Source organism: Novipirellula rosea, assembly GCF_039541335.1.
GTDB classification, from domain to species: Bacteria; Planctomycetota; Planctomycetia; order Pirellulales; family Pirellulaceae; genus Novipirellula; species Novipirellula rosea.
Genome location: NZ_BAABGA010000010.1, coordinates 116,815 through 133,423, shown reverse-complemented (window position 1 = coordinate 133,423; position 16,609 = coordinate 116,815). Strand labels below are relative to the sequence as shown.

Annotated in this window: 13 protein-coding genes; 5 read left to right on the top strand and 8 right to left on the bottom strand. The window is 54.9% G+C overall.

The features are described 5' to 3' along the window. Nucleotides 1-724 precede the first annotated feature (724 nt). The 4 genes from ABD971_RS04015 to ABD971_RS04000 are packed head-to-tail and all read left to right on the top strand — an operon-like array spanning nt 725 to nt 3,499. Complete coding sequence (locus tag ABD971_RS04015) at nt 725-937, top strand: hypothetical protein (protein WP_345319641.1); 213 nt, start codon at nt 725-727, stop codon at nt 935-937. Continuing rightward, nucleotides 934-1,425 carry a DUF2924 domain-containing protein gene (locus tag ABD971_RS04010; protein ID WP_184301864.1) on the top strand — a complete coding sequence of 164 codons (492 nt, stop codon included), beginning with the start codon at nt 934-936 and terminating at the stop codon, nt 1,423-1,425. Before ABD971_RS04015 ends, ABD971_RS04010 begins: the two co-directional genes overlap by 4 nt. After that, nucleotides 1,422-2,996, top strand: coding sequence for a recombinase family protein (locus ABD971_RS04005; RefSeq protein ID WP_345319638.1), 1,575 nt, complete (start codon nt 1,422-1,424; stop codon nt 2,994-2,996). The genes ABD971_RS04010 and ABD971_RS04005 overlap by 4 nt, the downstream gene beginning before the upstream one ends. After that, nucleotides 2,993-3,499 carry a hypothetical protein gene (locus tag ABD971_RS04000; RefSeq protein WP_345319636.1) on the top strand — a complete coding sequence of 169 codons (507 nt, stop codon included), beginning with the start codon at nt 2,993-2,995 and terminating at the stop codon, nt 3,497-3,499. Before ABD971_RS04005 ends, ABD971_RS04000 begins: the two co-directional genes overlap by 4 nt. A gap of 58 nt (nt 3,500-3,557) precedes the next feature. On the opposite strand, the gene ABD971_RS03995 is transcribed toward ABD971_RS04000, so the two are convergent. From ABD971_RS03995 to ABD971_RS03965, 7 genes are all read right to left on the bottom strand, one after another. Continuing rightward, a complete protein-coding gene (locus ABD971_RS03995) occupies nt 3,558-4,961 on the bottom strand; it encodes a sulfatase (RefSeq protein WP_345319634.1) in 1,404 nt (467 codons plus the stop codon). Between the two features lie 90 nt (nt 4,962-5,051). Then, nucleotides 5,052-6,500, bottom strand: coding sequence for a glycoside hydrolase family protein (locus ABD971_RS03990; protein ID WP_345319632.1), 1,449 nt, complete (start codon nt 6,498-6,500; stop codon nt 5,052-5,054). A 227-nt stretch (nt 6,501-6,727) separates the two neighbouring features. After that, complete coding sequence (locus ABD971_RS03985) at nt 6,728-8,137, bottom strand: sulfatase (protein ID WP_345319630.1); 1,410 nt, start codon at nt 8,135-8,137, stop codon at nt 6,728-6,730. A 168-nt stretch (nt 8,138-8,305) separates the two neighbouring features. Beyond that, nucleotides 8,306-9,595, bottom strand: coding sequence for a DUF1552 domain-containing protein (locus ABD971_RS03980; protein ID WP_345319628.1), 1,290 nt, complete (start codon nt 9,593-9,595; stop codon nt 8,306-8,308). Nucleotides 9,596-9,602: 7 nt separating this feature from the next. Next, nucleotides 9,603-12,068: a DUF1592 domain-containing protein gene (locus ABD971_RS03975; protein ID WP_345319626.1), complete on the bottom strand. Its 2,466-nt coding sequence runs from the start codon at nt 12,066-12,068 to the stop codon at nt 9,603-9,605. A gap of 154 nt (nt 12,069-12,222) precedes the next feature. Continuing rightward, a complete protein-coding gene (locus ABD971_RS03970) occupies nt 12,223-13,614 on the bottom strand; it encodes an iron dicitrate transport regulator FecR (RefSeq protein WP_345319624.1) in 1,392 nt (463 codons plus the stop codon). Beyond that, entirely contained in the window at nt 13,611-14,147 is a 537-nt protein-coding gene (locus ABD971_RS03965; protein ID WP_345319622.1) for a sigma-70 family RNA polymerase sigma factor, read from the bottom strand. Before ABD971_RS03965 ends, ABD971_RS03970 begins: the two co-directional genes overlap by 4 nt. A gap of 301 nt (nt 14,148-14,448) precedes the next feature. On the opposite strand from ABD971_RS03965, the gene ABD971_RS03960 reads away from it, so the two are divergent. After that, nucleotides 14,449-14,964, top strand: a complete 516-nt coding sequence (locus ABD971_RS03960; RefSeq protein WP_345319620.1) for a YybH family protein — start codon at nt 14,449-14,451, stop codon at nt 14,962-14,964. A gap of 265 nt (nt 14,965-15,229) precedes the next feature. Here ABD971_RS03960 and ABD971_RS03955 read toward each other — a convergent pair whose 3' ends face one another. Next, the gene (locus ABD971_RS03955) at nt 15,230-16,591 is read right to left on the bottom strand and encodes a DUF1501 domain-containing protein (protein WP_425571247.1); all 1,362 of its coding nucleotides are present in this window, start codon (nt 16,589-16,591) and stop codon (nt 15,230-15,232) included. Between the last annotated feature and the right edge of the window lie 18 nt (nt 16,592-16,609).

Sequence of the window (16,609 nt, the reverse complement as noted above, 5' to 3'; positions counted from 1 at the left end):
AAGAATTCTGGCCCAGAGACCCAAATCGGGCCGCGGTCGCTGGCCAGCGTGTTCTCGGATGTCTGAGACGACAGAGAAACCGCCGCGACGATGGTTGACGCAAGTGGTTGCGAGATAACGGGATAAAACGAAAAAAGCCGACGTGGGAGCCACGTCGGCTTTTCGTTTGCCGTTGGGTCGGAAAGTGTTCCAACCTTTCAGAGAAGTTGTGGGCGACCAGCGGTTTTCAAACTTGCGCGGAATTCTAGGCGTTGGTCAACACACTCGGCAAATTATGTGGTGATTATCTTTTAGGTTTTGGCCGTTCACGGGGATCGGTTCGTACGATGCCGTTCCTGGGTGGGGGTGGATGATTACTTGTTGTTTTGAATTCTACTTTATCGCGCACGTGGGCGGAAGGACGGCATAGGTAACCAGGGAGGGAGCGTTTGGTCGCTCCCGGTTGCTTGTTGTTCTTTCAGAGGGTTGCGTGTGGGTAAGCCGGATTTGGATGTGGGTGAGTTGTCGCCAGATGAGCGACGACGGGCCGTGGCTGAGTTGCTTGGGCGCGGCGTGGGGCGGTGGAAACGGTTTTGCTTGGAAACTGTTTCTGGAACTCTTGAAGACTCTTTGGGAAAGCCGCTTGAGCCGGGTCGGTTTCCAGGGCTCTCTGTGACGGACGCGGTTTCCGATCGGCAGATGACCGCGGCCGAATCCACTCCTTCTTCCACAGAGGCACCCATTCATGAGTGATGCAAGACGCAGCAATATCGCTGCCATTCTTTCGCGAGCGCTGGCTCGCCGTAGGACCAAGGCAGAGCAACCTGCGACCCAATGTGCGATCTACACTCGCATGTCGAATCCAGTCGATGTCGAACACGAATTCGATTCGCTCGACACCCCTGATGCGTCGGTCGTCTCCGAAACGAAGCAATCCAACACGGAGGTGAGCCGATGACGGATGAAACTCGAATGGCAGTCGCTTCGCTTGAAGACAAGACAGTCAATGAATTGCGAGCGCTCTACGAAGACGTGTTCGATGAAGTTTGTCGCAGTCGCCATAAAAAGTACTTGGTTCGACGCATCGCTTGGCGGTTACAAGCGTTGGACGAAGGCGGGCTGAGCAACGAAGCGAAACAGAAGGCTCGCGAGTTGGCGGCGACTTCGGATCTTCGCATGACGGCTCCTCGCGAAGACGTCCTAGACAACGTTCGTCGGGTCAAGCCTGAAGAAGACGGCTACGTTGACTGGGATCCTCGCTTGCCGCCGCCGGGCAGTTTCTTAGAACGGCGATACAAGGGCAAGATGGTCCGAGTGCTCGTATTGACGGACGGATTTGAGTACGAGGGCAAGCGATTTCGTTCGCTGTCCAAAGTCGCTGGCGAGATCACCGGAGTCAGCTACAACGGATTTCTCTTCTTTCGACTCGGAAGGAGACAGAAATGAAAAAGGAAACGGAATCTGAACGGCGGATCATTCGGTGTGCGATCTACACTCGCAAGTCGACTGAGGAAGGACTTGATCAAGAGTTCAATTCGCTGGACGCACAGCGTGAAGCCGCGGAGAACTTCATCGCCAGTCAATCGCAAGAGGGCTGGAAGGTTGTTCCAACACACTACGACGATGGTGGCTACTCGGGCGGCAACGTTGACCGGCCCGCAATGAAACGTTTGTTGGAAGATATCGCGGCGGGCAAGATTGATTGCGTGGTCGTGTACAAGGTCGACCGACTAAGTCGTAGTTTACTGGACTTCTCGAAGATCATGGAAACGTTCGACAACCATGGCGTCTCGTTTGTGTCCGTGACGCAGCAGTTCAACACAACCCATTCGATGGGTCGATTGACGTTGAATATTCTGCTTTCGTTCGCCCAATTCGAGCGAGAGATTATCGGTGAGCGAATTCGCGACAAGATTGCGGCTCAGCGACGGCGTGGCAAATGGGCGGGCGGTGTGCCGGTGCTCGGCTACGACGTCGACCGATCCGGCCCAAGCCCAAAGTTGGTGGTCAACGCGGACGAGGCGGCGAAGGTGCGGCGTATCTTTGGGCTGTACCTTGAGATGGAGTCGATGACGCCCGTGGTGGAAGAACTTGACCGTCGTGGCTGGTGCTTGAAGTCTTGGACAACGAAATCGGGAAAGACGAAAGGCGGTAAACCATTTGATAAGTCTTCGTTGCATACGATGTTGACCAACCCGACCTACATTGGCCGGATCAAGCATAAGACGCAGACATTCAAGGGTGAGCACACGCCAATCATTGATCAGAAGTTGTTCGATGACGTAGCGGCGATGATGCGTAGCCACGCTCGCGGCGGTGGCAATCACCTTGTCAACAAGTATCAGGCGTTGCTGAAAGGACTGATCTACTGCCCGGCGTGCAACTACTCGATGGTCCACAACGTGGCTCGGCGGGGAGCGAAAGTGTACCGCTACTACACGTGCGTCACGGCGATCAAACGCGGGCGAAAGTATTGTCCATCGCCGTCGTTGCCGGCGGCGGATATTGAGGCGGCGGTGGTCGACCAGATTCGCTGCATCGCCGACGATCAAGGATTGCGCCGCGATGTGTTGGAGCAGTCGAGTAAACGTTGCGAAGCGGAATTGGCGGAGTTGCAGACGCAACGAGCGCAACTCACTCAGCGGTTGAATCACCAGCACGATCAGATGAAACATCTGACGATCTCGACCGATGCTGGGTCGGACGATTCAGAACGATTGGCCGCGTTGCACCAAGAGGTCGCCCGCATTATTGAGTCGCTTGAAATCGTTAACGGAGAGATCAAGCGATTGACTACGGAACAGATCGATGAATGTGATGTGAACGCGGCCTTCTCGGACTTCGGCAACGTCTGGAATGAGCTGAACATACGAGAGAAGTCGGCGGTGCTGACGTTGCTGATCAGCCGGATCGAATTTGACGCTGACGAAAGCTCGCTTTCAATTTCGCTGCACCCGGCGGGCATCAAAACCTTTTCTGCCGAAGCGACCGAACAACAACAGGAGGCGAACTCATGATCACGGTCAAATGCAAAATCGATGTGAACCTAAAGAAGCCAACACAGAAAAAGACGACGGAAATGAGTGACGAGCCGCCGGTGAAACGGCGGGGAAAAGTTCCGAGGATCTCACGCTTGATGGCACTCGCGATTCGGATGGACGAGATGCTGCGGCGTGGCGAGGCACAGGACACGATTGAACTTGCCGAGATAGGCAAAGTCTCGCAACCCCGTCTCACTCAGATCCTTAACCTTTCGCTGCTCGCACCAGAAATCCAAGAAGCTTTGCTCTACCTGCCCCGCGAGATGACGGGGCGTTCCAAGATTCACGAAAGGAACCTGCGTCCGATCACCAGGCAACTGTCTTGGGAACGTCAACGAGAAATGTGGAGCGAGCTGAAGGCTGCAATGCCCACGTGTGCTCAAACAACCGACGACAAAATTCCAAGAAAGCAAACCCCAGATGAATATGATAGAGTCACCGGCGAATCTGACGCTTTGTGCGAGTACGACCAACCGTAAGGAGTAATCTGATCGTAAATCCGGTCATTGTGAGTTGGTTTCCTGTTTCAGAGACTCGTTAATGTTTCGGAAGGTGCTGCCGAAGCTCGTTCTTGACCGCCTCGTATTTCGGATCCACGGCGAGATTCGTCCATTCCTGCGGGTCGCGGGAGTGATCGTAAAGTTCATCGGCGCCGTTGTTCTTTTTGATGTAACGCCAGCGTTCTGTTCGCAGACTGTGACCGCTCTTCGATGACGTGATGGCTGGGTATTTCCATGCGATCTCTGGGTCCTTGAGTATCGGCACGATGCTGCGACCGCTCAGTCCTTCCTTCTCCGGCAGCCCTGCGAGTTCGATCAATGTCGGATAGAGGTCAATCAAGCTGACGGGCCTTTTCGTCCGTCCCGGCGTCATGCCCGGAACCTTGATCAGCAACGGCATTCGCGCGGTTTCTTCCCACAGCGTTGACTTCTTGTAACGCAGCTTTTCCCCGACATGCCAACCGTGATCGCTCCAGAGCACGATGATTGTATGATCGGCGTAGGGGCTCTTTTCCAGCGCGTCGAGGATGACGCCGATGCAATCGTCGGCGTAAGCGATGTTGGCCAGATAAGCCCAAGCGACTTCTTCGCGTAGCTCATGCTCTTTCGCGTAGGCATATTCTTCCGACGGTCCGCCACCCTTGATGTCCGAGAAGTCGTCCTCGTTGATCGGCGGAAGTTTGGTGTTTTTGAGATCAATGCGGGCGTAGTATTCCGCTGGCACAGTCCAGGGTAAGTGCGGTCGAAAGATCCCGCATGCCAGGAAGAACGGTACCGGTGTTTTTTGCTCTGCGGAATCGGTCAGCCACTCGGCCGCCCACATTGCGTTCTGGTAATCGGTCGTTTGTTCCTTCGGCTGCAGGGTCGACTTCCATGCGATGACGGGCTTTTGAACGAACAGCAGCTTGTTATCGATCGTGATATCCTTGAACGGTGTCATGTCCGTTCGCTGATTTGGAGGGACTGGGATCTTCTCTTTTTTCTGATCGCTGAGAACGTCCCATGACTGCGGATCGGCTCCTGGACCGGTGGCGTTGTGGAAAATCTTCCCGCGTGCCAGCGACGTGTAGCCATGATCGCTGAAGTAGCGCGGCATCATGACTGCGTCCTTCAACAGTGGGCTCGACCGCATTTCCACATGATTGCTGTACATCTTGGACCGATACGGCGCGATCCCACTCAGTAATGCCGCCCGCGACGGGTTGCACGCGACTCCTGGACACTGAGCGTTTTCAAAGACCATGCTCTGCTCGGCCAGCCGATCCAAGTTGGGCGTCTTCGTTTGTGGGTGTCCGCCGAGAAAGCCGACCCAGTCATTCAGATCATCGACGGCAATGAACAGCACATTAAGGCGTGTGTCCTCGCACAGGGCAGACTGCTGAGTCGCCAGCCCAAGGACGAATGCTGTTGTCGCCACAATCCAACTGCTGCGGTATCCCATGACTTCTTCCCGAGAAAAGAACTGTTGATTGACAAGACTGTCGTGCGGGTTTTCGAGACGAGCCGTTGTCTTCGGATATCAGAATCGACTTCATTTTGATTTGTCTCCTGGCAGTACAACGCTCTTGGTGAAGGTTTCGCCGGGCACTCCTTCACTCCCCAGTCGGACCGTCACGCTCTGTTTGCTCCCCCGCGGTAGGCGTTGACTGCAAATCAAACGCACCATTGATTTTTCAAATGGTTCTAACGGCCTGACCGAACCAGACGCTAGAAGCTCGTCGTCCACCAAGACTGTGACGGAAGATTCCCGTGAAGCGGTTTGGCCGAAGTTCTGTACTTCGACATAGGCTTCGAGGCCCTCGTCTGTGTATTCAAACTTCGGCGAGAGCGACGAAAGCATGGGCTCACTGAATGACACTCCCGGCAGTCGTGCCCAGCCGATGAGCAGCTTCCCCTGACTCGTTTTGCCGAGTAGCTTGCCTGCGAAGTTCTCCGCCGTGATGCCGTTCCCCTGTCCGTCGAACACAAGGATCAAGTCTCGGCCGGCCTTTTGCGTCGAAAGTAATCTGTTTCCTCGGCCAAAGTTGACTTCTTGCGACGAGCCAAATCTCAGTGAATCAAAATTGATATCTCGATGTGGATCGAATCCGTCTTCGGCCTTGATCCTTACCCGGATTTCCTTCGTGTCCGCTGCAATCGCCTGCTTGTTAAGCACTTCGATCAGACGCTCGACAGTGAGCGGTATGATAATGTGTTTTGAACTGTGACGATCGTTCGGCAGGTCCGAATGTTTATCGCTGTCGATGACGGCAAAGTGCGCCTGCATGGCTCGGCCGTAGTCGTCTTGCAACACGCGGATGCGTTCGTACTTGTACCAATCGGGCGCCGTCCCATCTTCATACCGGTCGATACCCGGCGCGTAGGCTTCGCCAGGTTCGGTGACCCAGTGAATGCCGTCCTTGCTGCGCATGTAGTACGCGATTCGCCCCTTCCAATCGTTGGCGATCAAGTGGTATTGAACGTGGTCTTTCCACATCAGCGGATCCTCGAAGATACCTTCAACCTTCGGATAGACTGATTCTGCAGAAACGAGATACCAGTCTTTGAAACCATCGGGGCTGACCCAGGCTCGGCCGCGTCGGGAGATGGCGGTATACGACCCGTCTTCGCGCGGAGCAAAGGTGAAGTTCACGCGACGCTGGACGCACCAACGCTCGCGCTTGTGGAAATCGAAAGCGTTGTGCTTCCAAGGACCATTCAAGTTTTTCGAGTAGTAAAACTTCCCGACGCAATAGATCACATACCCCTTGTCTGTTTTGTACAACGTCGGGTTGTGCCCGTGGCCGATCGTATCCTGGTACTCGTAGGGACCCAGTGGATGATCAGCCACGGCATGAATCACGACGGAGTTGTGATAGTCGAAATGGCCCTTCTCTGCGTTCTCAGGCCAACGGCAAACATAGAGATGGTATTTGCCATCCTCGCCGACCACGGCATTACCGCCCCAGTAAGACCACTTTGGATCTTCGATCCCGTTCAACACGTCTCGCGGCAACACGTTATCACCACCCCACGCATCGCGGGTCAGTTCTCCTCGGAGGGGAACCGGCTCGAAACGATCCTTGAACTGGCCTCCAAATACTAGGTTGTCCCATTCCGCTGGACGCGAACGGTCCACATCGTCAGCGTGCAGTCGATTGGGGGAAACTCCAATGAAAGTGCAACGTAGCGTCCAAAAAATGACACAAAAGAAAAGCAGTGTGTATTTCATTTGGAGTGACTCGTCTGGTCCGCTATCTTCAATTTAGGGTCTGTGATCGCGTCCGATTTTGGCAGTCCTTTGGCAAGTCGCTGTTTGAGCGCATCGTGCGCCGGCTTCGTTGCAAGATTGTGGTTCTCTCTCGGGTCGGCTCGATGATCATATAGCTCTTCCGAACCATCGGCGTACTTGATGTACCGCCAATTCTGGGACCGAACCGAATGATTACCCGGTTTGTATGTGGTGCAAACCAATCGGTCAGACTCCGCAGCCGGATCGATCAGCAGCGGCTTAAGACTTCGTCCGTCAAGACTCCCCACTGGGTCGAGTTCGCAAAGATCAACGAGCGTTGGGTACAGGTCCAGCAAGCTGACGGGACGCTCGCAACGCCGTCCGGAGGACTTCAACCGGTAATCCGAAATGACCAAGGGCACCTTCGTGGCCTGCTCCCAAAGAACTCTTTTCTCCCAGTGCTGCTTGTGCCCTAAGTGATAACCATGATCCGACCACAGCACGATGACCGTGTTCTCGGCCAACGGTCCGCGATCGAGTGCCGCCAGAAGGCGACCAACCATTGCGTCGGCGAAACTGACCGAGGCGAGGTAAGCCTGAACGGCATCATCCCATTTTTCGTTCTCTACAAGCCATCCGTGCCACGCGTGTTTTGACATTGCCTTTGCGGCATTTGGAATATCGATAAGGTCATCTTCGCTCGCAGTCGGCAGTGGCACGTCGTCGATAGGATATTCCGAGAACCATTTCTTGGGTGTGTACCAAGGAATGTGAGGGCGATAGATCCCGACGCCAATGAACAGAGGCTTGTCATGTTGGCGAGACAACTGCGTCTCGGCCCAGGCAACGACTTTTGCGTCTCCCATTTCGGAATCGTCGATGTCGAGGGCATCCCAATCAAAACGACCGCCATAAAACTGGTTGCTGCCGTGTCTGGAATTCCCTGGCGGGATAAACTCGTCGGGCAATTGCCGTTGCTTTGAAGGAAAGTACTCGTGCCACGGTCTGGGATCGAGATATCCCGTCAACATCTTTTCGCTTAAGTTCGCAGCGTGATAGAGCTTACCACCACCGATGACCTTGTAACCCTGATTGCGAAAGTGCTGCGGCAAGGTGACATGATCCCTGAGCCGGGAACACTCACGCCAGTCCTGTTTGTTCTGATAGACACCGCTAGTGGAAGGGGCAACGCCCGTCATCACGCTGACACGCGAAGGGCTGCACACCGGAGCAGCGCAGTGAGCGTTTGAGAACAGCACACCGCGTTTTGCAAGTGCGTTCATGTGAGGCGTCTTGGCCAAATACTCGCTCGACAATCCCATGGCCCACGTGTTCAAGTCATCTACAGCGATGAACAGCACATTGGGATGATCAGCGGAGACCTTTCCATGCGCGGCGTGAGTCACATTCGCGATTAGGAATGCAGCGAAGCATATTAGTTTGAAGTGGTCGGCCATATGTTTGATGGGCTGCAGTAAGGTCTGGCCGTGTCAGGTCTATAATTCGTCTTGAGCCGACGGTACCTTCCACGGGAAGTGGTTGTTCGTTCTTCATCGGTTCACTGACTTTGAACTCTAAGCCTTGTACAGCTCGTCGATGACCCCGGTCGCGTCACCGAACGAATCGGCTCGAACACCGCTGCCGCGGAGCATGCTGAGCCAAAGGTTGCACAGCGGAGTCTTCTTTTCCATCACCATGTGACGACCGTGGTGGAATCCGGCACCGCCGCCTGTAACCAAGGTGGGGCAGTTATCCAGGCTGTGGACCGTCCGCAGATTGCTGCCCAGTGCGAGCGTCACGTTGTCGTACAGCGAAGAGCCATCAGGTTCTTTGGACGCCTTGAGCTTCTTGATAAAACCCGCCAGCAGTTCGGCGTTCTTCTGGTCGCGAAGGATTGAATCCCGTGTGCGTTCGGGAGAGCCGGGATGGTGACTTAGATTGTGCACGGAGTAACTGGAGCCAAGACTGCTCACGAAACTGTCACCTGGCATGCGGTAGGTAAAGACTCGTGAGGCGTCGACCTGCATGGCGGCCAACATTAGCTCATAGGCCATTTCAACTTCAGGAATCCCTTCAAGTGTTTCTGACGGTTCTTTGATCGGACTCTCTGGAAGCTTCTTCGGAACGGTTAGCCACTTTTCGTCCTTAGCGATGCGGATTTCGATTTCGCGAATCGACTGAAAGTACTCATCAATTTTGTCTTTGTCGGTCTTCGTCAGCCCTTTGGTGACCGATCGGGCATCGGATAGCACGGTGTCCAGAGCCGAACGGTCGTCGGCCAGCAGCGCCTGCCGCTCGGCCAGTGGCATGTTGTCAGACGAAAACAGCTTGTGGTACATCGCAACGGGATGAGGCATTCCGACGATCGGCTTGCCCTGGTTGTTCCAGGAAATCGATCCAGGGCCATGGCCATTATCATCGCCCCCGTTCAGATGCAGAGAAGTGAATCGGGTTTCGTTGCCAAACTGTGCTGCGGCCACCTGATCGACAGAGATCGTGTTGTGAAAGCTCTGCCCGGGAATCGCGTAGCGATCAGCACCGGTCAGCCAGAAGGTGGAGCCCGAGTGACCATCCCTCGAATTGGCATGCTCCAGGTTTTGAAAGACGGTGATATCTTTCTTGTATTTGGCGAGCGGCTGGAGTGACTCGGGCAATTCATACTCATAGCCCGGTGTTTTGATGTTCGGATACCAAGTCTCCGACGTGACGCCATATCCCATTCCCAAGAAAACCATTCGTTTGGGAGCGGCAGTCGTCGCTTCGGCGGCCCGCGCGAATCGTCGGTATCCGAATGATTCGAGAAAAGGCAGAGCGACGAAGGCGCTGCTACTAGCGAGAAATGCGCGGCGCGTTGAGGGATTCATGGGCGGCTCACTTGGTTTGGAATTTTTCGGACTGGACGAGGGCATGGATGAAAGCGTCGATGCGATCGCCTTCTTCGGAAGCCTGTTGAGTGATTTCGCTGGCGAGATTGTGATCAGAGATCTGATAGGATCGCCCGAGCGCGTATGCAATCAGATGTTCGGTGAATCCACGGGCGAAGGCGTCGTCGTAGCCTGCAATCGCATCGCGGAGCTCAAAATAGTTGCTGAACTCTTCACCTCGGATCAGCGTTCCTGACGGATCGATGTCAAACGATTCTGACTTGGAGAGTTTGAACTTTTTTGCATCCGACGAATCGACGTAAACGGTCTCGACTTCTCTCCAAAGACCGGCGGCCGTAAAGTTCTCCAAGCCGAATCCGATCGGGTCGATCTTGCGGTGACATTGAGCGCATTGCGGCGCATCCTGATGAAGCGTTTGTAGTTCGCGACCGCTGCGGGGTTCACCTGCCAAGCGACTCAACTGAGGAATATTGGCAGGTGGTGGCGGCGGTGGATCGTGCAACAGATGCTTCAGAATCCATGCACCACGAACGGCTGGCACGGATCGTGTTCCATCGGCACCCATGACATGAATCGCGGCCGTCCCGAGCAGGCCACCACGAGGCGATGTTGGGGGAACTTGCATCCGGCGGAAGTGAGGGCCTTCGACGCCTGGAAGAGAATAAAAGTCCGCAAGCACATCGTTGATCATCACGAAGTCGGCCTTTAATAGTGTCCCCAGTGGCAGTTGCTGATCCAGCACGTGGCGGATCGTGGAATAGACTTCCTCGCGGGCACTGCGTCGAACGGCCTGGTCAAACTCGGGATGGAACCGGGCATCGAAGTCGAACATATCCAACCGCACCATGTCTAACCACTGATGCGTAAAGCTGCTGATGAACTCGTCCGATCGTGGATCTTGTAGCAAGCGATTCGTTTGAGCACGAAGCACGTCGCCGCGTGAGAGTGTTCCGGCGTCTGCCGCAGCATAGAGTTCGGCGTCCGGCGGTGCACTCCAGAGGAAATACGCTAGGCGGACAGCAAGCTCTCGATCGGTCAGTCGTTCGGGGTGGTCACCGCCTCGCGGCTCAAGCATATAGATGAAGCCGGGGGAAGACAGGATCAACGCGTAGCTGTCGATGATCGATGCGACATGATTCTGGCCGCTTTTGCGTTTTTCCAGATACCGCCCGACGAGCTTGTCGACATACTCTTCGGCTGGCGGCCGTTTGCGAAAGGCACGCGTCGCAAACGATTCGATCAACCGTCGAGCGTGAGTTGCGTTATCCTCACCGTTGCGTTGCGGTGTTAGCAAATCTACCTTCGCCGAAATCGGCCACTCATCGAAGAGAGGTCCTTCAACTTCCACCCAGTCCACCCACACGACGGGCAGTTGCCCAATTCCGTTTTTCTCTCTCTGAATGCGGTGAGTCACGTACCGGGAAGCCTGTTCCTCGTAGTCGCGCCACAGGATGTGAAACGCGCCCGATGTCCCGGGTTCCAGATCGATGGGGACTTCGATAACACTCGGTTTGGCAACCGTTCCAGGGATCTTTACCTGTCCCAGAACCTGATACTCTTTCGGATTGCCTATCGCGTACTCCACGTATCGCTGCCGCGGAGGTGAGTCGTCGTAAGCTCCGGCACGAATTCGCAGGATGTAACGCCCGCCCGCCGTGCTGACTTTGGGGGTACTGATCGCCGGTCGTTTGTGCCCTTCATAGCGGAGTAGGAACGCGCCATCTCTGGCCTGCGGACGGCGTGTATAGTCCTGCATCTGCGTGAGATGAACTCTGGATCTCTCGGATTGTTTTTCTGCATGGGCAACATCGCGAAAACCAAAATCCTGAGGAGGTTTTGAGTCCTGTGCCAAGAATGCATCAGCCCTCTTGATTGCGTCAAGCAGCAACTCCTGGCGATCAAAGTACTCCTTCGAGTGAGTCTCTTCAGGTTCCACGCGATGTGTCTGTGATCTTGGTTTCATTCGGTCGGATAACGCGATCTTTAATGCCGCCGTCGCCGTCGCACGATACTGCTCAAACTGGTCGGCAGAGAAGAACAGAGACGCCCCCGCTGTATCAAATCCACCGGTCCCGTCATCGGCTGGCAGGTTGGAAACATCTGGACGAAACCCCAGCAGCGATTCGAGCGTGTTCTGATACTCACGCCGGTTTAGCCGCCTGAGAGTGATCTCGCCACCGCTGTCGCTGAGGATGTTGCGAGCCTTCACCATTTGCACTGACAGATCTTCGAGCAACGCCGCCTTTTCGTTATCGGTGATCTGTTCGGCATCCATTGGCGGCATCTCGCCGGCATTCAGTGCCGCCAGAATCTTCGACCACCACTCCGCCGTCGGAATGTCTTGACTGATTTCCAGCGAGAGCGACTCAAGATTAAGCTGCCCTTCCCTCGATGCCGAGTCATGGCAATCGAAACAGTACGTGCGAAGAACCTCGAAATGCTTCTTTGGCATCATTGCCTTTGAAGTCGGCTCTGTCGCCTGGCCAGCAACGATGTTGCAGCACGCGGCGAGAGCAGCCAGGGCTAACGTGGATAGGGTCAATCGTTTCATTGTTTAAAAAGCTCTGTAATCAACATCCAGGCAAAGTCACAATTTCTCGTAAAGGCTATTCTTCTGAACCGACCGTAAATTCGAGCATTGGTCCCACTGCCTCTGGGTGAGAGTCGCTCGCGAACAGGTGCGTCAAACCTGCCCCGACGCCTTCAATCTGTGTCGTTTCGCGAACGAGGATAAACGTGACCGGTCGGTCGCGGTTGGCTCTCAGAAAGTCCAACAGTTTGTCATTTTGAATTCCAAACGTCCCGCGTTGCATGCTCCGAGGTACCTCAAACGTGCCGAGCAGTACGCCGTCGGCCGGTGCTGGTGATTCGTCCCAACTGCCGCCAAACTTCCAGCCATCTTTTTCCCGGTTCGTCAGGCCATAAATCCCAAAACGATTTGTCTTCGGCAAACGCGACACAAGTCCACGTGTCGACGGCACCAGATTTAGTCGTAGACGGGCCGATCCGACCTGGTCCAAGTCGACTGAGCTGACGTCGAAGGCAAAGAACGAGCGATGATCCCACTTTCCGCTACTCGTATGCTTGACCGACAAAAACTCTCGTTCGATAAACTTGTGCCGCTTCTCATCACGTCGCATCGCCGACCCGGTTCGGCCATTTGTCCCGACGCGGATCACATTCTCCGATGGCCGCGCGATGTCCGCCTGTCGCTCGAGGTCGACCACAACGACCGACTGCCGGGACACCGTCGCGCCCTGTCCGTGGCCGGTTAGCCGGACTTCGTCGCCCGACCCGGGGTGATGGACGGCGATCTCGCCTTCGATGATCTCAAAGTTCGATTGTTTCTCCTCCTGGTCAACTCGCACGGCAAATCGAGTCCCATAGTCGATCGCATAGCCATCGGGGGTTTCGATAACAAAACCGATTGCCGAATCCGGCACATCAATCACCGCTGCTCCAGAAAACAGTTTGGCTCGCATCGACGAAAGCAATTCCAATTGCGCCGGCGCTTCGACCACAACCTCCGCTCCTGAATGAAATCGAATCGTCGCGACGCCAGTCCGCAGACTCAGAAGTCCCGGCGACAGTTCCGATCCCGGCATCGTCGGCAACTTGCTTTCCCACGCTGCGTTCTCACTGGACGCCAATGTCGCGACAGGTGTCGACAGGGAAGCCCGATTCCACCACTGGATTCCCACTGCGACGATCAGACCTGCGGCAATCGCGGAAACCAACATCAGCCAAGCGGACCGTGAATTGCGGCGCAACACTCGACTTCCGCCTTGCAGTGTCGCTGAAGGAATATCGGCCACGCGCTCAATGGCATCTTCCGCCGCAGCGCAATGCAGCAAGCCATGCAACTGTGCCTCAGCCGAGAACGTTCGACGAGCCTCTTCTGAATCGCGAAGAATCTGATTCAGTTCTTCTGCCTGATTGTCTGACAGTTCATTGTCACGCCAGGCGTCGATCAACCGATGAAGCCGATCATCGCTCATAGTGCCTTCTCCCCTGATCGCCCGAGACATTCCCGAAGCCTGGCGCGAGCCCGCGTCAGGGCCACTCGAACCGCATTGGCAGTCCACCCGATTTCGTCTGCAATCTGCTCAGGCATTAACCCTGCGTGGTATCTCAAATTGATTAGCTCATGGGCCTTTGGTGCTAACTCTTTCATGCAACCACGCAATGTCGACACTCGTCGTTGAAACACCGAGAAGTCCTCTTCCGCATGTTCTGCCAAGAGTTCAACGACATCCTCCGCCAACCGGCAGTTCCTGCGCCCTCGATCACGCTGCAAACTCAGCGTCCTGAATCTCGCGATCGTGCACGCCCAGGCAAGAAAATTCGTCCCAGCCGTCCACGTCGAGGCTTTTCGGCTGGCTGTGACGAACGTCTCCTGCACGATCTCTTCAGCTTCATGAATCCCAGGTTCAAGCGATAACACGAACGCTAAGACAGCCTGCTGGTGCTGCACAAACAGAGTTTGAACCTGCAAAGTGTGGTCATCGAGATGTGTGTGATCGTTGCTCATTACTAAATAATTCCTGTAGGCCGCCAGGAATTAGCAAAGATTCCGGCTCTTTTTTTGCAACCTTTATACGCCAGCGGCGGTGGCTTCGTGGGGCATCGTTCGTGGCTGCGTCTTCCCCCGCAACATGGCAGGGCGCGCTTCTTCGATTTCCAGGGAGTCGAAGAATTCAATCGTGCCTGGGCTCCGACACCGAAAGATTATCTCGGAGGATCGGATTGGCAAAACTTCAACGGAAAGTTCTGATTGAATAGTGGCTTCAACCAACGTCAATTTTTCCGATCAGAGAAAACAAGGAATAGAAATGAAAATCGCAGCAATTAGATCAGTCTTCGTTAGCCTTTTGATCGTCGCGTTGATCGGTGGTTCGAGGCTCGCATGGGGCCAAACCGATGATGGTAAGTCGAGTGAAGTGAAGGAGGTACGCGTGTTGATCGACCGATACGCCAAGTCGATCGAAACTGCGGATGTCGAGTTGGCAGCGAAAGTATGGCAAACCACGAACGATGTCTCTTTCATTCAGCCGCGTGGTCATCAGCACGGCTGGGAAGAGGTGAAAGAGAATTTCTACGAAAAGACGATGGGAGCCAATTTTACAAAACGCAAGTTAAAGGTCCGTGATGTGGTTGTTCATGTGATCGGAAACATGGCGTGGGCAGAATTCTACTGGTCGTTCGACGCGACCATGGCGAAGGATGCAACGACGATTCACACGGAAGGGCGCGAGACGCAAGTGCTAGAAAAGACGAATCAAGGGTGGCGGACCGTCCATGTCCACTACTCCGGAATGCCCGTGACTGGTGAACGCCAGGGCTTTTGACCGCAAGGTGACGATGCAGTGCGTCTCAGGAGTCGTTTGCATAAACACAGTAGAACCGAATCCTTAGGAGGCTTCGCCGGGGTCAGACGAGGTTTTCGGTATTTAGGTCTAGATTGTATTCGATGTCCTGGATCGCTTGACGATACTGCCTGGATTGCTCACTGCGCGATGTCGACGTGATGAGCACTCCAGTCGGTGAACTTGCCGCCTGAGTATTTTTACCACCAGCGGAAGTGGCGGTGGCAACGTTGTTCGCGGTAGTTGACTAGGCAAGAATATCCTTCGCGACGACGCCGTGGACGTCAGTCAGGCGGAAGTCGCGACCTGCATAACGATAAGTAAGTCGTTCGTGGTCGAGGCCAAGTAAATGCAGAATCGTGGCGTGCCAGTCGTGGATATGGCACTTGTTTTCGACGGTTTCGTAGCCGTATTCGTCAGTCGCTCCGTAGCTGAATCCTCCTTTGACTCCACCACCAGCCATCCAGGTTGTGTAGCCCTTGTTGTTGTGGTTGCGGCCATCGCTCCCTGAACCCTGGGCTTCGGGCGAGCGGCCAAACTCACCGCCCCAAATCACAAGTGTATCTTTCAGCATGTCGCGCTGCTTCAGATCCTGCAGCAGTGCGGCGATCGGCTTGTCACAGGCCACGGCCCGAGCCTTATGGTCCGACTTCAGGTTCGTATGCTGATCCCACGGACCGAGTGTCACTTCAACAAAGCGGACGCCAGATTCCACCATCCGACGAGCTAGTAGGCACTGGAGACCGAACGATGCCGTCTCTTCGGAATTCACATCATACATCGCCAATGTCGTGGCAGTCTCCTTCGACGTATCCATGACGGCTGGCATCGCATCCTGCATTCGGAAGGCGAGTTCATATGCCTCGATCACACCCTCAACCTGAGGTTGGACTTTGTCTCGCTCAAGCTTTTCGCGGTTAAGCATCTGAAGCAAATCCAGTTGATCCCGTTGCTGTTTTCTTGAGAGCGACTTGTTGGTGATGTCTCGAACGCTTTCTTTGTTTCCTTGCCCGCCTGATTCAACTTTTGTGCCGCCATAGATCGCGGGAAGAAAAGCACTGCCGTAGTTTCGGGAGTTTCCGGCAATTGGATTCAGAGAGATGAAACCGGGAACGCTATCGTTCTCGGTGCCTAAGCCGTAGAGCGTCCAGGCTCCTAACGAAGGTCGAATGAAACGGGACGTCCCGGTGTGCATCTGCGTCATCGCGCTGGGATGAGCTGGCTGATCACACTGCATCGAACGAATTAGGCACAGGTCATCTGCATGTTCGCCAACGTTGGGGAATAGATCGCTAATCCACAGGCCGCTTTGACCCCGTTGACGAAACTTCCAGGGCGAACTCAAAAGCGTGCCTCCGTAATGTCCCGGCTTGCCATGATCTCTGATAAGTTGTGGCTTGTAGTCGAACGTGTCCACGTGCGAAGGACCACCCGACATACATAGGAAGATGACATGTTTAGCAGTGCCGGGGAAGTGCGACGACTTGGGCGCAAGTGGGGCTTCCTTGGCGGCTTGAGCGTTGGCCAAGCCAGCAAACGCCAGATAGCCGAAACCAGCCGAACCACTCTTTAGGATTTCACGTCGCGACAAGAACATTGGGGACTCCATAGTTGATTTGAATGCCTG